The sequence below is a fragment of the Providencia sp. PROV_01 genome, from assembly GCF_053098325.1.
Genome location: NZ_JBRFKD010000002.1, coordinates 674,694 through 694,797, shown reverse-complemented (window position 1 = coordinate 694,797; position 20,104 = coordinate 674,694). Strand labels below are relative to the sequence as shown.

20 protein-coding genes are annotated in these 20,104 nt (G+C 40.7%); 8 read left to right on the top strand and 12 right to left on the bottom strand.

Annotated elements, in window-relative coordinates:
• Window positions 1-41: 41 nt before the first annotated feature.
• Complete coding sequence (ppiA, locus tag ACU696_RS03945) at window positions 42-614, bottom strand: peptidylprolyl isomerase A (RefSeq protein ID WP_004265959.1); 573 nt, start codon at window positions 612-614, stop codon at window positions 42-44.
• 323 nt (window positions 615-937) lie between these two features.
• On the opposite strand from ppiA, the gene yihA reads away from it, so the two are divergent.
• Window positions 938-1,549 (top strand): ribosome biogenesis GTP-binding protein YihA/YsxC, encoded by a 612-nt coding sequence (gene yihA, locus ACU696_RS03940; protein ID WP_004265967.1) that lies wholly within the window; start codon window positions 938-940, stop codon window positions 1,547-1,549.
• 111 nt (window positions 1,550-1,660) lie between these two features.
• On the opposite strand, the gene ACU696_RS03935 is transcribed toward yihA, so the two are convergent.
• The 5 genes from ACU696_RS03935 to ACU696_RS03915 form a co-directional block, all read right to left on the bottom strand.
• A complete protein-coding gene (locus ACU696_RS03935; RefSeq protein ID WP_438361642.1) occupies window positions 1,661-1,708 on the bottom strand; it encodes a hypothetical protein in 48 nt (15 codons plus the stop codon).
• Window positions 1,709-2,046: 338 nt separating this feature from the next.
• A complete protein-coding gene (gene polA / locus ACU696_RS03930) occupies window positions 2,047-4,839 on the bottom strand; it encodes a DNA polymerase I (protein ID WP_004265970.1) in 2,793 nt (930 codons plus the stop codon).
• Between the two features lie 415 nt (window positions 4,840-5,254).
• On the bottom strand, window positions 5,255-5,875 hold the full coding sequence (gene dsbA, locus ACU696_RS03925; RefSeq protein ID WP_004265973.1) for a thiol:disulfide interchange protein DsbA: 621 nt from the start codon (window positions 5,873-5,875) through the stop codon (window positions 5,255-5,257).
• A 33-nt stretch (window positions 5,876-5,908) separates the two neighbouring features.
• Entirely contained in the window at window positions 5,909-6,904 is a 996-nt protein-coding gene (locus ACU696_RS03920) for a serine/threonine protein kinase (protein ID WP_247602668.1), read from the bottom strand.
• 6 nt (window positions 6,905-6,910) lie between these two features.
• Window positions 6,911-7,180, bottom strand: coding sequence for a YihD family protein (locus ACU696_RS03915; protein ID WP_004262581.1), 270 nt, complete (start codon window positions 7,178-7,180; stop codon window positions 6,911-6,913).
• Between the two features lie 216 nt (window positions 7,181-7,396).
• Here ACU696_RS03915 and mobA point away from each other — a divergent pair, with 216 nt between their 5' ends.
• The 4 genes from mobA to ACU696_RS03895 all read left to right on the top strand — a co-directional run bounded on the left by mobA (window position 7,397) and on the right by ACU696_RS03895 (window position 9,928).
• A complete protein-coding gene (mobA, locus tag ACU696_RS03910) occupies window positions 7,397-7,984 on the top strand; it encodes a molybdenum cofactor guanylyltransferase MobA (RefSeq protein WP_004265977.1) in 588 nt (195 codons plus the stop codon).
• A 2-nt stretch (window positions 7,985-7,986) separates the two neighbouring features.
• The gene (gene mobB, locus ACU696_RS03905; RefSeq protein WP_209102382.1) at window positions 7,987-8,505 is read left to right on the top strand and encodes a molybdopterin-guanine dinucleotide biosynthesis protein MobB; all 519 of its coding nucleotides are present in this window, start codon (window positions 7,987-7,989) and stop codon (window positions 8,503-8,505) included.
• A gap of 75 nt (window positions 8,506-8,580) precedes the next feature.
• Complete coding sequence (locus ACU696_RS03900; RefSeq protein WP_209102380.1) at window positions 8,581-9,279, top strand: helix-turn-helix transcriptional regulator; 699 nt, start codon at window positions 8,581-8,583, stop codon at window positions 9,277-9,279.
• Between the two features lie 49 nt (window positions 9,280-9,328).
• A complete protein-coding gene (locus tag ACU696_RS03895) occupies window positions 9,329-9,928 on the top strand; it encodes a glutathione S-transferase family protein (RefSeq protein ID WP_110731460.1) in 600 nt (199 codons plus the stop codon).
• Window positions 9,929-9,985: 57 nt separating this feature from the next.
• Here the strand turns inward: ACU696_RS03895 and gorA are convergent, their stop codons facing one another.
• Window positions 9,986-11,338 carry a glutathione-disulfide reductase gene (gorA, locus tag ACU696_RS03890; RefSeq protein ID WP_004266020.1) on the bottom strand — a complete coding sequence of 451 codons (1,353 nt, stop codon included), beginning with the start codon at window positions 11,336-11,338 and terminating at the stop codon, window positions 9,986-9,988.
• 138 nt (window positions 11,339-11,476) lie between these two features.
• Window positions 11,477-12,319 carry a 23S rRNA (adenine(2030)-N(6))-methyltransferase RlmJ gene (locus ACU696_RS03885; protein ID WP_004266023.1) on the bottom strand — a complete coding sequence of 281 codons (843 nt, stop codon included), beginning with the start codon at window positions 12,317-12,319 and terminating at the stop codon, window positions 11,477-11,479.
• 233 nt (window positions 12,320-12,552) lie between these two features.
• Between ACU696_RS03885 and ACU696_RS03880 the strand changes: the two genes are divergently transcribed.
• Both ACU696_RS03880 and yhjD read left to right on the top strand, forming a co-directional pair.
• Window positions 12,553-12,957 carry a DUF1090 domain-containing protein gene (locus tag ACU696_RS03880; protein WP_209102375.1) on the top strand — a complete coding sequence of 135 codons (405 nt, stop codon included), beginning with the start codon at window positions 12,553-12,555 and terminating at the stop codon, window positions 12,955-12,957.
• Between the two features lie 201 nt (window positions 12,958-13,158).
• Window positions 13,159-14,151: an inner membrane protein YhjD gene (yhjD, locus tag ACU696_RS03875; RefSeq protein ID WP_004266030.1), complete on the top strand. Its 993-nt coding sequence runs from the start codon at window positions 13,159-13,161 to the stop codon at window positions 14,149-14,151.
• A gap of 46 nt (window positions 14,152-14,197) precedes the next feature.
• Here yhjD and ACU696_RS03870 read toward each other — a convergent pair whose 3' ends face one another.
• A complete protein-coding gene (locus ACU696_RS03870; protein ID WP_109912892.1) occupies window positions 14,198-15,259 on the bottom strand; it encodes an NAD(P)H-dependent flavin oxidoreductase in 1,062 nt (353 codons plus the stop codon).
• A gap of 210 nt (window positions 15,260-15,469) precedes the next feature.
• Here ACU696_RS03870 and ACU696_RS03865 point away from each other — a divergent pair, with 210 nt between their 5' ends.
• A complete protein-coding gene (locus ACU696_RS03865; RefSeq protein WP_123382629.1) occupies window positions 15,470-16,474 on the top strand; it encodes a serine hydrolase domain-containing protein in 1,005 nt (334 codons plus the stop codon).
• 59 nt (window positions 16,475-16,533) lie between these two features.
• Here ACU696_RS03865 and ACU696_RS03860 read toward each other — a convergent pair whose 3' ends face one another.
• From ACU696_RS03860 to dppF, 3 genes are all read right to left on the bottom strand, one after another.
• Window positions 16,534-18,030: a M16 family metallopeptidase gene (locus ACU696_RS03860; protein ID WP_123382630.1), complete on the bottom strand. Its 1,497-nt coding sequence runs from the start codon at window positions 18,028-18,030 to the stop codon at window positions 16,534-16,536.
• Window positions 18,031-18,199: 169 nt separating this feature from the next.
• Window positions 18,200-18,898 (bottom strand): HAMP domain-containing protein, encoded by a 699-nt coding sequence (locus ACU696_RS03855; protein WP_004266042.1) that lies wholly within the window; start codon window positions 18,896-18,898, stop codon window positions 18,200-18,202.
• A 193-nt stretch (window positions 18,899-19,091) separates the two neighbouring features.
• Entirely contained in the window at window positions 19,092-20,096 is a 1,005-nt protein-coding gene (dppF, locus tag ACU696_RS03850; RefSeq protein WP_004266044.1) for a dipeptide ABC transporter ATP-binding subunit DppF, read from the bottom strand.
• Window positions 20,097-20,104 lie beyond the last annotated feature (8 nt).

Genomic DNA, 20,104 nt, shown 5'->3' with positions numbered 1-20,104 from the left:
TATTCGACACGACAGTTTTTAATGACTATCGTTTTTAATCGCTACGGTTTTTTAATCACTTCAGCAGAAATAATTGTAACAGGTTCAACTGGGACATTTTGATATGGCCCTACGTTTTCCGTTTTTACTTTAGAGATTTTATCTGCAACATCCATCCCTTTTACCACTTTACCAAACACAGCATAACCAAAGTCACGTTGGCCGTGGTCTAAGAAAGCGTTATCAGCAACATTAATAAAGAATTGGCTCGTTGCGCTGTCTTTATTTGCAGTACGCGCCATAGAAATAGTACCGCGTAAATTACGTAAACCGTTATCCGCTTCATTTTTGATTGGAGCGCGGGTTTGTTTTTGCTGTAAATCTTTATTAAAGCCACCACCTTGAATCATAAAACCTGGGATTACACGGTGGAAAGTGGTTCCGTTGTAATAACCTTCATTAACATACTGAACGAAATTTTCTGTCGTAACAGGGGCTTTTTTACTATTCAGTTCTAATTCGATATCACCCGCCGACGTGACTAATTTAACATAAGTCTCACCCGCAGATAATGCAAGAGAAGATGCGCTCATTGCGCAGATGGCCAAAAGTGGCACAAAAATTCGTTTTAACATGTAAGGTCCCTTTCGTTATAGCTCATTACAACTGCAATCAAGCAATTCTAGAGTGAAGCCAACAAGAATGCTGAAGATTTACCTATATTTACGCCAAAAAATAAAAACACACCAAATGCGCTAAATTCTAGACCAATTTTAGTGAAAAACGTCATTAATAATGGTTATTTTTCTATTATTACAATTTCGCAGACTACAACACACAAAAAATAATACCTGACACCAAGGGAAAAGCGGTTAAGAGGATATTTCGAGTTGTCGGGAAGCGCTAAGCAAAGCTATAATCCTCGAGCCTTTTGAGGCTAACTCAGGGAGAAAGACAAATGGCAATTAAAAATCATAACTACCAGATGGCAAAATTTGTCATCAGTGCACCCGATATCCGTCATCTACCTAAAGATACCGGAATTGAGGTGGCTTTTGCTGGCCGTTCTAATGCGGGGAAATCCAGTGCGTTAAACGCATTAACACAGCAAAAAAGCTTAGCACGCACCAGTAAAACACCAGGAAGAACTCAGCTAATCAACCTATTTGAAGTTGAGGAAGGCGTTCGCCTTGTTGACCTTCCAGGTTATGGTTATGCCGAAGTTCCTGAAGAAATGAAACGTAAGTGGCAACAAGCACTCGGGGAATATCTCCAAAAACGCGAATGCATTAAGGGGCTTGTTGTATTAATGGATATCCGTCATCCATTAAAAGACCTCGATATGCAAATGATTGAGTGGTCTGTCGCAATGAATGTGCCAGTTCTGGTTTTACTCACTAAAGCAGACAAATTGGCTTCTGGAGCAAGAAAGAAACAGTTAATAGAAGTGCGTCAAGCACTTGCTCCACTTGAAGGGGATATTGAAGTCGAATACTTTTCAGCACTGAAAAAGATTGGTGTCGATAAACTCCGCATTAAGCTAGATAGTTGGTATAACACACCGGCTTGATTTCTTTAGTAGTGAGCCAGAAATGGTTCATTACACCCTCATACCTTCTAATTCACTGAATTTTAGATAAAAAAATGCTCCAGTCAAATACTTGACTGGAGCAGCTAATATTCAGCTAAATCCGATTACGTGAAGTAAAAGGTCTGAAAGATAGAACATCTTACCTCTGTACCCTACGCCTATTAATGTACTTTATTTTTCGCTCGAAAAAAAGCCTTTTTGTAATTTTTTTTCAAAGCTGTCTACGATTCAGCATGATAATACGAATGAAATAAGACAAAAAACGGATTTTAATTACATATTTATGAGATATATGTCGCATAAAAATGTTAATCATATCCTCAAATTTCATCATGAAATAATTGATTTATTACAGAATTATATTAAATTTCTAGTTAATAATTTCAAATGCATAATTATCTGTTATGTATTCGCTTAAACATAAAAAAACCCCCAATAACGTATTGGAGGTTTTGTAGATTCAATATTGTTAAAAATTAATGGGCTTCATCCCAGTTATCGCCTATCCCCACATCCACTTTTAATGGTACATCCAATTTCATGCTTTGTTCCATTAACAATTGGACCTGAGCTTGGACACGCTCTAACTCAGATTCTTTCACTTCAAAAACCAATTCATCATGAACTTGCATTAGCATATCTGCATGTGGCTTTTCGGTTTGCAACCAATTATCAACAGCAATCATGGCTTTTTTAATGATATCCGCTGCAGTTCCTTGCATTGGTGCGTTGATCGCTTCGCGTTCCGCGGCTTTACGGCGCATCCCATTACTGGACTTAATATCTGCCAGATATAAACGGCGACCTTCGAGGGTCTCTACATAACCTTGCTCAGACGCCTGCAAGCGTGTGTTTTCCATATAACGTAATACACCAGGGTAACGTTCAAAGTAAAGATCCATATAGCGCTGCGCCTCACCACGAGGGATCCCTAATTGACGCGCTAAACCAAACGCACTCATGCCATAGATAAGCCCGAAGTTAATCGCTTTGGCACTACGGCGTTGGTCACTAGTGACTTGTTCCAGTGGTACACCAAAGACTTCAGCGGCTGTTGCTTTATGGATATCTTTCCCTTCCGCAAACGCAGTTAATAGGCCTTTATCTTGGGATAAATGCGCCATAATACGCAATTCAATTTGCGAGTAATCCGCCGCCATCACTTTATAGCCATCACGAGCAATAAAGGCTTGGCGGATCCGGCGCCCCTCTTCAGTTCTAACAGGGATATTTTGTAAGTTAGGATCTCGAGAAGACAAACGCCCTGTTGCTGTGACGGCTTGGTGGTAAGAAGTATGAACGCGCTGAGTACGCGGGTTAATCATTAGCGGCAGTTTATCCGTATACGTGGATTTTAATTTGGCTAAACTACGGTGCTCGAGCAACAATTTTGGCAATGCATGATTCAGCGCCAATTCCTCAAGCACTTCTTCATTAGTCGACGCTGCCCCACTTGGTGTTTTCTTTATCACCGGCAATTGCAATTTTTCGAATAAGATAGTTTGCAATTGTTTTGGCGAAGCGAGGTTAAACTCTTCCCCTGCAAGCTCGAAAGCCTCTTTTTCCAGCTCAGCTAAACGAGCGGTAATCACCTTTGACTGCGCTGCAAGTACGTTTGCGTCAATTAAAACACCTTTGCGTTCCATGCGGACTAACACAGGCACAAGTGGCATTTCAATATTTTGGAAAATATGATTAAGCGTTGGCTCAGCTTCTAATTGTGGGTATAACGCTTGGTGCAGTAATAACGTGACATCCGCATCTTCCGCGGCATAATTAGCTGCTTCTTCTAAGGCGATTTGATTAAATGTCAGCTGTTTTTTACCTTTACCCGCGATTTCTTCAAAGCTCACAGTTTTGTGGTTCAAATGGCGATCGGCCAAGCTGTCCATATCATGGCGCCCCATTCCCGCAACACTATTTAACACATACGATTCCAGCATGGTGTCATAGCCAATACCTTTTAATTCAATGCCGTAGTTTTCAAGAACTTCTGCATCATATTTCAAGTTCTGGCCAATTTTGAGAATTTTTTCACTCTCAAGCAAAGGTTTCATAACTTCCAAAACCTCTTCCAGAGGGAGTTGTACTGGCGCATCAAGGTAATCGTGACCTAATGGCAAATAAGCGGCATGCCCTGGCTCAATTGCAAATGACATGCCCACTAAACGGGCTTCTTGGGTATCTAAGCTATCGGTTTCAGTATCAAAAGCAAATAACGATGCCTTGCTCAGTTTTTCAACCCAGCGCTCTAAATCCGCTTTTTCTAAAATCGTTTGGTAATTTTCAGCACTCAATGTTGGTGCTGTTGGGATTGATGGCTTGGCAGCTGACGTTGCTGGCGTTGGGCTCACTTTTGTACTTGTGCCTTTCCCCTCCATCCAAGTCCCATTTTCAACATCCGTTAACCAACGTTTAAATTCATAACGGCTGAATAATTGATGTAGTTTATCCACATCTGGCTGAACAACTTGTAATTCTTCACAGGTTTTTTCCAGCTCAACATCCGTTTTAATTGTCGCTAATTGATATGATAAAAAAGCAACATCACGGTTTTCAGCCATTTTAGGGGCTAAGGTTTTAGAGCCTCTAAAACCTAATGGAGCGATAGCTTCAAGGTCATTATAAATTGCTTCTAAGCTACCAATGCCTTGCAGTAAGGCTAGTGCTGTTTTTTCACCAACACCAGGCACGCCAGGAATGTTATCTGACGAATCCCCCATTAAGGCTAAAAAGTCGATAATAAGCTCAGGAGGCACACCGTATTTTTCTTTGACTTCATCAGGCCCTAGAATAGTATTATTCATGGTATTGATGAGCGTAATATTAGGCTCAACTAATTGCGCCATATCTTTATCGCCCGTACTGATTAACACTGGCATACCTTTTCGGCTTGCTTCACAAGCTAATGTCCCGATGACGTCATCGGCTTCCACCCCTGAAACAACAAGTAAAGGTAACCCCATCGCTTCCACCATTTCATGCAATGGAGCGATTTGAGCGCGCAAGTCATCAGGCATAGGTGGGCGATGAGACTTATAGCTTTCGAACAATTCATCACGAAATGTTTTTCCCTTCGCATCAAAGACAACCGCTACATGGCTAGGTTTATACTGCATAATTAAACTGCGTAGCATATTAAGCACGCCATACATTGCCCCTGTAGGCTCACCAGCACTATTGGTCAGTGGAGGGAATGCATGATAAGCACGGTATAGGTAAGAGGAACCATCAACCAAAATAAGGGGGTTTTCTGCAATCTGAGCCATAATCTGTCATCATCTTTTAGTCAGGAACGAATACTAATAGGATGCCATAATGTCGCCTCAGATACATCCCAAGTTTTATATTCCGCTTAATCGCATTGTTAAAAGCACATCAAATCATTCACGATTTCAAATACATTATTTATTACGATTAGTTAAAATTATTATTTACAATTAAATTAATCACACCAATGTACTAAATACCTGATTAACATCCTGTGGATAACCTTGTGTGTAAATTTGTGTTACTCAGTAAATTCAATAAGTAATATGAAGATTAACAGTATAAACAGGAAAGTAAAATCAAAGAGTTAGCACAAGATTGAGTAGATTTAATACACCAGAGAGAACGTCTTAGAATTGTGGATATTGATAGGAGAAAAAAGACGATGGTAAATTTACCACCGTCTATTTACGATTATTTTTTACTGACTAAGAAGTTCACAACGTTAGAGAACTCTTTGCCGTAATCAGCGGCATTATCAACTGAGATACCGTTATTACGAACTTGGTATTTACCATCAACAAATAATGCAGGAACACCACGCAATTTTAAGTCTTGCGCTGCATTTTGCTGTTTCGCAACGATAGATTTTACAACGAAGCTATTTAAAGCTGCATCATACTCATCACCAGAAATACCCGCTTTGATAAAGGCATTACGAATATCTGCTTTGCTATTGATAGTTTGCGTTTTTTGGATACCTTCAAACAGAATAGGCGTCACTTTGTCTTCTGCTTTCAGGACAATCGCAACGGCCCAAGCTTGGGTTAAATCAGCACCTAAAGGACCAAGAAAATCAACGTGATAACGTTCCATTTTCACGCCTTCTGGCAAGTTTTTCTCTACGGTTTGAGGCACTTTATACACACTCTCAAATTGATAGCAGTGTGGGCAATAAAATGAGAAGAACTCCAGAACTTGCGGTAAATTTGGTACAGCTTTAACATCAGTATACTCTTTACCTTCCGTGTAGTTTGCCGCTGCAGCACTAAAAGACATGGCAATACCAAGCAAAGCCAACATAATTTTTTTCATAGACTACATTCTCCAAAAACAAAAACTTAAAAGTTAAAACTGAGGGGTTAACTGCAAAGGGGCGTCTTGCAACCGTTCAATCTGTTGATTAAATTCGAGCGATTGTTTTTGCCAAAAATCATCAGCTTGTAGCCAAGAAAATGCTCGAGGAAATGCAGGGTCTTGCCAACGGCGGATAATCCACCCGAGATAATGTACCATGCGCATTGCTCTAAGAGGTTCAATAAGCTTCAGCTGTTTTACATCAAAATCACAAAACTCATTATACGTTTCTAATAACGTATCCAATTGAATGACTTGTTCTTGGCGAGAGCCATTAAGTAGCATCCAAAGGTCTTGGATTGCAGGCCCGTTTCGGGCGTCATCAAAATCCACCAGACAAGCTTCATCGCGCCATAGAATATTGCCTGGGTGGCAATCACCTTGTAGACGAATAGATGAAATTGAGCTAGGCCACTGCAATTTTACTTGTGCAATCAATGCATCTAAAGACGTTATAAATTGGGACTTATAACGTTCTGCAATTAAAGGGCTCGATGCTATCACTTGTCGAGGTTGTGCCAAATATTCATCAAGGCCTATTGTCGGACGAAATGCAAAATTTTTACGCTGACCAATTTGGTGTATACGCCCTAATAAGTGGCCGACACTTTCTAATTGAAACAAGTTATCTGTTTCATATTGTCTGCCACCGACACTCGGAAAAATTGCAAATATAAACCCACCAAATTCCAATACCGTTTGCCCTGCAAATTCAAGAGGTGCAGCTACAGATAACCCTTCATCTCGTAGCTCTAAAGTGAAATCATGTTCTTCTTGAATTTGCGAACGATTCCAACGCTCGGGACGATAAAATTTAACCACAAAGCGTTGCCGATTTTCGTCTTGGAACTGATAAACTCGATTTTCGTAGCTATTTAATTCAAGCAGCCCAGATTCGGGATAAACCCCAACTTCCATTAAGGCGTCTAAAATTAAGTCGGGGGAAATTCCACTAAAATGGAAATTCGAATGTTCTATTTGATCCATCACGTTTTAATCTTTAATAATGCCACGGGCACGCAAAATAGCGGTTTTAAAGTCATCTTCATAATCTTTTTTTAAACCAGGGATCGCTTCATTGCTGTCCGAGCCACGCATTTTTAAATGATAAATCAGCACATCATCTGTTAACTCAGATAAACTGCCTTTAAAACCCGCTTCGTCAGCCAGTTTTTGCAATAATTCTACTAAGTTTAAATCTGAATTATCTTTCCAGACAGGGTGCAGAAGCTCAATAACTTCATTTAAGCGATGGCATTTCATGTTTATTCCTTTATCACGAATATTCGATACAAGTTACCAATAATCATACAAGAGAAAAAGCGAACTGTTGTCAATCTACGTAAAGTTTAACTGCAATACGCGGGAATATTCATTGATTTTATAGCAAAATAGAATAAATTTTAGTAATTACTATACTCGAAAGTGTTTTCTACGAATGTTGAAACATTTTCTTGAAGATATTCAAGGATATTGAACATGTCATTTCGTCAGTCAATAACCGGTGTCATACTTGCAGGCGGCCGAGGAAGCAGGATGGGTGGGCAAGATAAAGGCTTAGTTCCTTTACTCAGTAAACCACTCTACCAGTATATTTTAGCGCGTTTAAGCCCCCAAGTGGGCCAAGTCATTATCAATGCAAACCGCAATCAAGCGCGTTATCGAGAAAGCCAGTTGACCGTTATTTCTGATTTAAATAGTGATTTTTCTGGTCCACTCGCTGGAATGCAAGCTGCACTACACTATGCTAAGACAGAGTGGTTGCTATTTGTACCTTGTGACGTTCCTGATTTTCCACTTAATTTAGCTAAAAAAATGTTTAGTGAGAAAGGCACTCACCTTGCCTGCTATGCACAAGATAATGAGCGAGAGCATCCAACATTCGCTTTACTACACAACTCGCTTAAAACTCGCCTTGATGATTACCTTGCAAGAGGCGATCGCAAACTGATGCTATTTATGCGTGAAATCGACGCAAAAGGTATCATTTTCACGTCAGAGTCTGACACGTTTATTAATTTAAATACTCCGGAAGATAGCCGTCTATGGGAGCGGCAACGAAAATAGCCATGAATCAGAATACTCTACCTCTACTTGGCATTACCGCTTATAGCGGCACTGGCAAAACAACATTATTAAAAAAAGTGATCCCGTTACTTCGCAAACGTAATGTTCGCGTTGGTTTAATTAAACATACCCACCATGATATGGAAGTGGATAAACCGGGCAAAGACAGCTTTGAATTACGTAAGGCAGGTGCAGACCAAACGCTCGTTGCTAGTGAAAAACGTTGGGCGTTAATGACCGAAACCCCCGACGCTAATGAAATGGATCTACGCTATTTAGCCAGCCGTTTCGATCCAGCTTCGTTGGACTTGATCCTCGTTGAAGGGTTTAAACATGAGCCGATCGATAAAATCGCATTATTTCGTGCTGAAGTTGGCAAACCCCTCAATGAGTTAATCGATAACTATGTCGTTGCCATTGCCAGTAATGAAATCATTGAGACTCATGTGCCGCAATTAGATATCAATAACCCAGAGCAAATCGCTGATTACATTGTGTCTTGGTGGCAAAAAAGCCAATAACATCGTCATATTGCGTCTATTTTATAGCTCAAATAGGCGCAATTGACCTTCAACCTAAAGAATTTACATACGCGAATGACCCGTACCCAACGTTTACTGACTTTATTACAGATACTCAAAGATAATCGCTATCCTATTACCGCTGAAGCACTTTCATCACAACTGCAAGTCAGCGTGCGTTCTATCTATCGAGATATTGAATCCCTACGAGACCAAGGTGCTGAAATTGTCGGGGAAGCCGGTATTGGCTACCAATTAAAAACGGGTCTATTACTACCGCCTTTAGCTTTCGATGAAAATGAACTTGAAGCCTTAATATTAGGTTTACGTTGGGTAAAAAGTAATGCAGATAGTGAACTAAAAAACTCCGCAATACGGGCGATAAGTAAGATTAACTCCGTGGTGGCAGGTCATTCACAGAAAATTCTAAATCAAAATACCTTATTTGCTCCTACCACACATTTCTATGAAATTAACGATATCATCGTTAAAGACTTGCGTTTAAGTTTACGAGAAGAATGCAAAGCCAAAATGACTTATCTTGATGGACAAAACCAGCCTAGTGAACGAATTATTTGGCCAATTGCAATTGGTTATATGAAAGATTCACAAGTACTGGCTGCTTGGTGTGAATTACGGAAAAGTTATCGCCATTTTCGTTTAGACCGCATTCAATCTTATTGTGCTCTTACTGACAAACTCCCTTATCCAAAAAACTACCTGCTAGAACGCTGGCAAAAAGAAGTATTGTGCGTCTCTCCTGACAATTTCTGACACTCAACTCCCTTATAGTAAGTGCTCAATTTCATATAAGGAAATCACCATGAGCGAACTGGTTCTTTTTACTAATTCAATGTCACGTGGCAACACGGTCGACCTACTATTAAAAATTTTAGATGTTCCTTACAAGCGTATTGAATTAGGTTATGGTGCAGATATGCATACGGCTGAATATCTTGCAATTAATCCGATGGCGAAAGTTCCCGCACTTGTTGATGGTGATGCGATTGTGACGGAAACGGCGGCGATTTGTCTCTATCTAGCCGATAAATTTATTGAAAAAGGCTTAGCGCCTGCATTGAATGACCCTAAACGTGCAGATTATTATCGCTGGTTCCTATTTACTGCAGGGCCCATTGAATCTGCATTCACTATCAATAACTTAGGTATTCGATTAGATGAAGAGCAGCAAAAATCTTCTGGTTTTGGTTCTGTCGAACGCACCATGGCTTGCTTAGAAATCGGCTTAAATAACGCTAAACCGTTTATTTGTGGTGAGCAATTTACCGCAGTGGATGTGTATGTCGGGGCGTTTGTCATGTTTTTAGTCAAATACCAAATCATGGAAACGACTCCTGCGATGAAAAAATACCTTGATAGCTTAGCAGTCATTCCTGCGATTGCAGAGCTGTTGGCAAAATAATACAAAAAAAGCTAAGTTCAGATGAACTTAGCGCTTTTAATTTTAGATAACCAATGCTTAACGCATTGTCACAAATTCTTCTGCCGCTGTTGGGTGAATAGCCACCGTATTATCAAAGTCTTTTTTGGTTGCACCCATTTTTAATGCAACCGCAAAACCTTGTAGGATTTCATCCATTCCGAAACCAATACCATGGATGCCAACGATTTTTTCATCTTCACCAACACAAACTAATTTCATACGGCAAGGTTGACGGTGTGAAGTGACGGCGGTATACATTGCAGTGAAAGATGATTTATAACATTTCACTTTATCAGCACCATATTTTTCAATCGCTTCAGGTTCAGTTAAACCAACAGTGCCAATTGGTGGGTGCGAGAATACCACCGTTGGGATATTACTGTAATCTAAGTGTTCATCCGGTTTATTATTAAATAAACGTTCAGATAAACGACGACCAGCCGCAACCGCTACAGGAGTTAACTCAACCGCGCCAGTGTTATCACCAACCGCATAAACACCCGGCACATTGGTGTTCTGGTATTTATCAACCTTGATATAGCCTTTTTCATTCAGTGCGACGCCTGTTGCTTCAATATTCAGGTTATCTGTCATTGGTTCACGACCAATAGCCCAAATTAATGCATCGACCGTTTGTTCTTGGCCATTTTCCAGTTTTAATGTTAGTGAGCCATCTGCATTTTTCACGACTTCTTTTGGAATTGATTCCGTATGCAGTTTAGGGCCTTCGGTATTCATGACTTCCACTAATGTTTCGACAATCAGCGGGTCAAATGAGCGCAGCGGGGCGTGTTTGCGCACAAATAAATGCGCCTCTGCACCTAAACCATTTAATACACCGGCGAGTTCAACGGCAATATAACCGGCACCCACAACCGCAACACGTTTTGGTAATGCTTCAAGTTCAAAGAAACCGTCAGAAGTCATACCATATTCTGCACCTGGGATAGCAGGGATCACTGGGCGGCCACCCGTCGCAATCAAAATATGGTCTGCGGTGTAGGTTTCACCATTTACTTCAACAGTGTGTGCATCAATAAAACGCGCAAAACCATTGATGACATCAACTTTATTATTACCTAAGACACGGTCATAAGACTGGTGAATGCGGTCAATATAAGCAGTACGACTATCAATAAGTGTTTTCCAATCAAAACGATTAATTGTCGCATCAAAACCATAATCAGGACCATAATTGCGAATAGCTTCTGAGATTTGTGCTGCATGCCACATCACCTTTTTCGGTACGCAGCCCACGTTAACACAAGTCCCACCTAATGCTTTCGCCTCAATTAAGGCACATTTTTGCCCATACATTGCTGCACGGTTCATCGACGCAATACCACCGCTTCCGCCACCAATTGCGATATAGTCGTAATGTTTGCTCATAATTTGGTTATTCCCATTGATTGAATGATTTATGAATGCATTTTCTCGCATCATGCTATTGATTGTCATGGCATAAATAGCGCTTTACGGTAGATAACACCTGTTAATTTAATCGGTATTACCTATCAAAAATACAGTTTACTCTGGAACAATCCACTCAACTAACGTATGTCCAGTCCCTTCAGGGACGAGTGTTTTGTGTAACCACGGCAGCACATTCTTCATTTGCTGCTCAAGTTTCCAAGGTGGGTTGATAACAATCATACCGGATGCCGTCATTCCACGTTGATCGCTATCAGGACGTACCGCCAATTCAATTTGTAGTATTTTTCGAATGCCTGTTGCTTCTAATTGATTGACCATACGCTTAATTTGTTGACGCAATACAACAGGATACCAAATTGCATATGTTCCTGTTGCAAAGCGTTTATAGCCTTCCACCACCCCTTTCACGACCGCTTCATAATCCGTCTTCATCTCATAAGGTGGGTCCATTAGCGCAAAGCCACGTCGACTCTGTGGGGGTAATTTAGATTTCAGTTGTTGATAACCATCTTCTCTGAAAACCTGCGCGCGGTTATCCCGTGAAAATTCCGTACGTAATAATGGATAATCGCTCGAATGTAATTCAGTTAATACCAGCTTATCGTGTTCACGTAATAAATATTTTGCCAATAATGGTGAACCTGGATAATAGCGTAAACGCCCATTATCATTCAGCTGGCGCACAATATTCATATACGGCAATAATTCCTCAGGTAAATCCGGTTGCTCCCAAATACGCGCAATCCCTTCAAGATATTCACCTGTTTTTTCCGCATGTTCCCCCGTTAATTGATAACGGCCCGCACCTGAGTGCGTATCTATATACAGAAATGGTTTTTCTTTCTCTTTCAGAGATTCAATGATCAAGCTCTGTACCGTGTGTTTTAGCACATCGGCATGGTTGCCTGCGTGAAAGCTGTGACGATAACTTAACATGTAACGTTTATTTCCTGAGGAAATTCAATATTAGCCACTAAGATGACTATTATTAAATAGGTTCTTTAAAGATAGCCTTTTTGAACAAAAAATAGACCGGATTTATTCTTCCGCCTCATTATAGCTAAATTTAGCAACAAATGTCATAACCATAGTCATGCTAAAATTCACATGACCAGAATGAAAGAAAACGCTATCCTAAACACAAATTTAAAAATAAACAGAGGTAAATTATGAATAAGTTACTTATCACCACCAGCGCTTGTGTTTTATTTTTTGCTAGCTCATCGGCAATGGCAGCAAAAACACAAAACGGCTGCGAAATAAAAAAACAACGCATCGAAGAACAAATCAATTACGCTAAGCAACATGGAAATCAGCATCGAGTAAGAGGCTTAGAAGAAGCATTAGATAATGTGAATCGTTATTGTACGCCGGAATCTTTATACCGTGATAGCCAAAAAGAGGTAGCAGAGAAAACAGAAAAAGTGCAAGAACGTGAAGCTGAATTACAAGAAGAAAAACTAGAGGGCAATGACCGTAGCAAAATTGAAAAGCGCGAGAGAAAATTAGCAGAAGCACAAGCTGAATTAAAAGAGGCCCAAGCTGAGCTGAAAATTTATAAAGATGCGCTTTAGCCTATCGCCCCTTTTCCTCTGATTAATTAATTAGTTACTTTAACTTTAAACAAACATCCCAATGACTATTTATCTCATAACACAGTCATTGGGATGAATTTATTGGCCAATTTAAGCTATAGTATTGTGCATATCATTCATTTATAGGCATTAAATAGGTCGAAAAGTCAGACAATTTTAGTTGCGGGAAAAGGGGATTAAATGTCGAATACGCAGGAAGAAGAACAAAAAGATACCAATAAACTGAAAGCGACACTGAATAAAAGTATTGATGGCAGTAAAAAAGCATTGACCTTCTCAATGCGAGTTGTGAACTTTATTTGTGCGATTCCTTTTATTGCTCATATCATTCGTACTGCACAACGTTTTAACGACCGAATGGGAAACCAGTTTGGGGCTGCAATTACCTATTTTTCCTTTCTCTCTTTAATTCCTGTTTTAATGTTTTCATTCGCCGCTGCCGGTTTTGTATTAGCCAGCAATCCTGAATTACTTGAAAAATTAGTTCGTGGAATTTCTGCAAATATTACTGACCCTACGCTCGCAAATACATTAGAAAGAACAATCGATACGGCAATACGTCAACGTACGACAGTTGGATTAACCGGGTTAGCTTTAGCCGTATACTCCGGAGTTAATTGGGTTAATAACTTACGCTTGGCTATTTTGGCGCAATCACGTTCTGTATGGGAACGTAATGAAGATGAACATGAAAATATTATTTTCCGCTACATTCGCGACTTCTTTGCTTTAATTGGTCTACTTATTGCCTTAATTGTGACAATTACCCTGACTTCTGTTGCTGGCTCTGCACAGGCGACGATTGTCAGTACGCTTGGGCTAGACGGTATAGAATGGCTAAAACCTGCTTGGACACTGATTGGTTTAACCATATCCATTACAGCCAACTTCCTATTATTTTTATGGATTTTTTGGATCCTACCGCGCATGCAACATCGCCGCAGATCACTATTTAAAGGAACATTGCTGGCGGCCATTGGGTTTGAAATCATAAAATCCATTATGACTTGGATTTTGCCTAACCTTGCTTCATCGCCTTCTGGAGCCGCATTTGGTTCAGTCCTTGGGCTAATGGCCTTCTTCTACTTCTTTGCGCGTTTAACTTTATTTTGTGCAGCTTGGATAGCCACTGATGAGCCAAAAGGTTCATTGGATAACGAAATGGTTGAATAGCAGCTTATTGAGGGCGGTGATGTAACCCGCCCTACCACGCTTAAAACTAGCGTTTCATTTCTTCTGCTAACGTTTTAACCAATAAAGACGCTGGCATCTCGCGAGCTTTCGCCACACTCTGCCCCGCCCAATATGCCGCAAACTCATCGCTACCTGACTTCATTGCCGCCGCATTAAGTTGCTTACCAATATCATAAACTAATGGGTAATCAGGTAATTTACTTGTCTCGTAGCCGTTGCCTACTTGAATAAATTGATTAATAATCCCTCTCGCTGGACGCCCTGAAATTGCAGAAGTGAGTTGAGTGTGATCCCCAGTTTGCTGCTTGATCTTAGCTCGGTATCCTGCATTCGCAGCAGATTCAGGACAAAGCAAAAATGCCGTTCCTAATTGCGCGGCGGCAGCACCGCACTCTAAAGCCATATTGATAGCTTGTCCATCCATCATGCCACCAGCTGCAATCACTGGTAAATCAATATGTTGAGAGATTAACGTCACTAATTCATAAGTGGTGAGTTCTTCATCTAAAGCTTGCAAATCAAACATGCCTCGATGCCCTCCCGCTTCAATACCTTGTGCAACAACGGCGTCAATTCCAACCAATTCAATTTGTTGTGCTTCGTGCAAATTAGTAGCCGTCGCCATGGTATAGATACCGTGTTGCTTGAATTGCTGTATCACCTCGGTGGATGGAATATTAAAATGAAAACTCACTACTGCAGGTTTTGTTTCGAGTAACATCGATAACATTTCTGAGTTATCTAAAAAAGTTTGATAAATTTCACTGAGATAAGTAGGGGGAGTCTCATTAAATTGGGCGAAATAAGGTGCTAAATACTGGATCCATCCCTGCTCATTAGCGGGATAACGTTTAGCCGGTAAATGGCAGAATAAATTGACATTGAATGCTTTACTTGTCAGTGCTTGCGTTTGAGTAATCAATTGGCGAGCTTGTTCCACTGAATTTGCGCCTAAGCCTAGCGAGCCAAGCCCACCAGCCTCTGAGACCGCAGCGGCTAGTGTTGGAGTAGAAACACCCGCCATCGGCGCTTGTATGATGGGATAACGCAAACCTAACCGTTGTAGAAATATATTCGAGTTGTTCATGTTCTTTCCTTTACTTCAATATCCGGGTACATTTTATGTTCTTATATTGAAGATAAACATAACACCAAATTTATATAAAAAGAAAAAACACTTGCCATCATATGGTCGCCAACTTGTTTCTTTAAGCGCATTTAAAGCGTACATTGAATTGTATAAATATGATTAAGATGGCATGCATCTTCATCTTAATCATTTAATAATGAGATTATTATGCCCCTCCCTATTCAACAGCTCGAAAATTTAACTTGTGGTGTCGTCCTTTACTACCATAATCAAACCAAAAATAGCGTGAATACCTTCTGTGCTAGAGGGGCGGATATTGAAGGTATGCCTCTTACTGTTGATACACCGCTGCGAATTGCCAGTAATACAAAGACATTTACCGCCGCTGCCATTTTACGCCTTACTGAAATGGGAAAACTCAGTATTGATGATGCAATACCTAAATATATTGACCCGCAGTATAATGCACTACTCAGTAGCCAATATAACACTCAAGCTATCACTATCCGCCATTTACTAGAACACAGTAGTGGTCTACTAGACCATGCAGATGGTGACTACCTCAAAGCCGTTCTTAAACAACCTAATTATGTTTGGAGCCGAACCGAACAAATCGAAATGTACATGCGTAAACAGTTTCCAACATTTTCGCCTGCTGAATCCTTTATCTATTCAGATACTGGATATATTTTGCTCGGTGATATTATTGAACGGATTACAGGTAAATCCCTTGGCCTAGCTGTTAGAGAGCTTTTGCATTTCGACACTATTGGTCTTGAAAGTGCCTATTGGGAATCATTAGAACAACCATCCCAAGACTCAGCCCCAAGAGCACGTCAATATTTAGGGAAATGGGATGGAACTCATATTCACGCCTCCATGGATGCCTATGGTGGCGGTGGCTTAGTTATGTCATCGAAACAAATGGCGATATTTTTAGAAGCACTGTTTGAGGGGAATATTTTTTCATCACCGAATACACTAGAGACGATGCTAAGTATGGGGTCTCACGAAGGTGCAGAACACTATCGATTGGGCATTATGGTGAATGTTGTCAATGGCATCACCTTGTATTCCCATTTGGGTTTTTGGGGGTCTGTCGCCTATTACGCACCTGAAGCAAAAACCAGTGCAGCAGGGTTTGTTGATGACAAAGAATCACGAGAAGCGCTAATTTGTGTGATTGAATCGCTATTAAGCCAACAACATTAAATTAAAAGATAGCCACTGAATCATTCAATAGCTATCTTTCATATTTCTATTTTGCCCACTTATTGTGCGGCTGGCTTTTCTGCAACAGGCTTAACAGGAGCCACTTCTATTGATGCTGGCGCGGCAATTTGCGGCCATAACACCTTGGTAAATTTCTGACGAATTCGTTCTGCATCCATCATTTGCTTATCTTTTGGCTGCGCTAATACAAAAGCAGCTTCTTGAGATAACAACCGACGGGCTTCCATATTTACCTGTTCAAGGCTTTGTGAAGCCAAGAAAGTTTGCCTTAACCGCTGGTACTGTTCAGGGGCGATGTCAACGACCCCATTTTGTTGGGAAATCAGACGTTGGCTAATCAAAACATCGGTACTTGTACGCGCGTAAGCAGCAAATAATTGCGATAACTGCACCTGTTTTTCTTTGAGCATGTCGTCAAATAACTCAGCAGCAATACCATTTTGGTTAATCGATGCAAGTTCACTCGCGACGATATCTGTCACCGCTTCCATTTTTTCAGGCGCTGCCGTCACCGTTAATGTGCAACTGGCTTTTTGATATTGCACGCGGCAATCTAGCCCTGGAACAACTTCCCCTTGATTAAATTTCTGATTGAACGCTTTTTGCAAAGAGCGATAAACTGCCTCACGCGCTAAGTCACTCGACCAATAACGCAGTAAAACGTTTGAATCTTTAATGGGTAGCCAATCAATGTCCCAAATTAATGAAAGCGTATCCTGCGCAGGTTGTTCCTGCAAAATATCAATAGATTGCGGTTTTACTGCTGATAATACCGCAACAGAAACAGGCTCAGAGCGCTTACCTTCCAATGAAGAGAACGTTTGTGAGATTGAATCAGATAACATTCGAGAATCTACATGGCCCGCAACATACAATGTCATCACATCCGGTGTGTACCATTTTTGATAAAACGAGTTCACACTATCAAGAGCGACAGTACCATTCGGTTTTTGGCCAGGGTCATACCCCATCATCGTTGAACCCTTTAAACGCGCTCGCCAAACAGGATCGTTGGCATTTAAAGGTAGTGTTGCAACTGGGACATTTTGTGCCGTCAAGCCGTTATGCAATGTCGTTTCTGTATACTCAGCACCTGCAACAGAAGTCGCTAGCCAGCTTAGGGCTTGCTTAATTAAGTCAGGGCGATTATTTGGTAAGCTTAAGCTATAAATAGTGTAGTCATAGGAAACAACCGCGGGTGGAATTGGCATATCAGGGTCTGCGGCCTGGCGCCAGAATTCTTGCAATGTTGTTGTTGGAAATGCTTCAGTTTGATGAAACAACGCCATTTTAGGTATAAGGTAACTGTATCCTTTCTCGCTCGCTTTTTCTGTTAATGAGCCTGTTTTAATTGCTAACCTGAGCTGGATACGGTCATTTGGACGTTGTGGTGTTTGTAATAATTGCCAGCTAAAGCCATTTTCTAGCTTCCCTTGCTGCCATGCTGGATCAGGTTGTAAAGGCTCAGCGCCGGCTAAATGCGCGACTGAGAATAATACAACACCAATGATATACCGAACTTTCAAGCCCTGCATGTAAACCCCTATGTGTTTTATATCTTTATATTTAACCGCAAATAACGACAGATAAATTAACGAAAAACGCGAACTTATCGGGTTAAACGATATAGTTTGGCTTTATTCCATTTTTCATTGTCACCACTATAACGATATTAGACCATAAAGCTGAGTCCATGTTCATGGCTTAGTCTGATTTTTGCTGTTTTCTTTGACGATTATACCCTTTTGCTAGCAAACCTAGCTCATCGTCACGATGATATTCAGACACAGCAATTTGATTAACTTCAGAATTTGTCTGTAACTCAATTGCGATTTTACGCAGTGGCCTTATTATCATACGACTGACACACCACGTCATTCCAATAGCAATAATGAGCACCAACAACAAATAAGTTGTCGTCATCAAAGCAAGGGTGTTGAGCGCAAACCGATAAACACGGTTCGGGTCAACTTGTAATGTCAAATACCCTTGAGGCTTAGCCTGCAACACAACATTCCCGTATGCATACAGTGGCACGGTCATTTCGACAGGGATACCCACAAAATGAGTCACCCAATTAGGTATCGGCTTAGGCGTTGCAAAGCTTAGATTCATTACCGTTGTACCATCAACAGTAATAATCGCATTTCCCATAATGCCTGATGTCTTTAAACTTATCAGTAGCCGTTTAACTTCGTTGAGGTCAGAGCTTAACAATGAATCTGTTAATGGTTTTTGAATTTGTACTACAGCGTTACTGAGTTGGTCTAAATAATCTTGCTTACGTTGCTCAACTAAGTAACTGAATTGAATAGCTAAAAAAAGCGCAAGTGATAGCAACGTAATCATAAAGAATACGACCATACTTTTTAATGTTAGTGAGCGTTGGACTCGGGTATTCATTTGGCCACAACCTTTCTAATCAAGCAGCTTTTTAAAGAAAATGGAAACATCAGCCAGTATACTTGATTTTATCTGCAAAAGAGTAGTTTAAAAAGAAAGATTGGGTATTTAGGACAAACAGCATGTTAACGCCATTTAAAGGCACGATGAAATAAAAAACGGCAGAAAGTTAACCTTTCTACCGTTTCACATATCAGCTCACCGTTATCGTCTGTTTTTCATCTTCATCAACTGCAAAACACGCAACCAACTGTTGGTCATATTCCTTCAATGTTGGCTGGAATTGCGTACATTGGCCAAATGCTCTACGGCACCGCGCTGCAAATGCACATCCCGGTGGTGGGTTTAAAGGGCTTGGTAACTCTCCCGTTAACTTAATACGTTCACGCCGAGCATCTGGATTCAGCCTTGGTGTTGCTGATAATAACGCTTGGGTATAAGGGTGAAGAGGGTTATTAAAAATCTGCTCTTTTGTCCCTTTCTCCACACAGCGCCCTAAATACATCACCATAACTTCATCAGCAATATGCTCTACCACCGATAAATCATGTGAAATAAAGACATAAGACAAACCTAGATCTTGCTGTAAATCCATCATCAGATTTAATACTTGAGCACGAACAGAAACATCCAGCGCGGAAACCGGTTCATCAGCAACCACGATGTCAGGGTCAAGCATTAAACCCCGTGCTATCGCGATACGTTGACGCTGCCCGCCAGAAAACATGTGAGGATACCGGCTATAGTGTTCTGTTTTTAAACCCACTTTTGCCATCATAGATAATACTTTTTCTTTGCGCTGCTCTTTCGACAATGAAGTATTAATCAATAACGGCTCTTCCAAAATTTGCCCCACCTTTTTACGAGGGTTCAAAGAGCCATAAGGGTTTTGAAACACAATTTGGATTTTTTGACGACGCAGTTTCTCTGCAGACTTATCTTTTACTAACAAGTTTTGCTCTTGGTAATACAACTCGCCCTCAGAGGGTTGCTCAATCATGGTTAATAAACGACCTAATGTCGATTTACCACAACCCGATTCTCCAACTACTGCCAATGTTTTGCCTCTTTCTAGCTCAAAAGAAACGCCATCCAATGCTTTCAAGGTTTTTTCCGCAGCAAAAACCCCTCTTTTGACAGAGTAATATTTTTTCAAATCCACCGCTTTGAGCAATGGAGCATGTTGTTTGTCACTCATAATGTTGG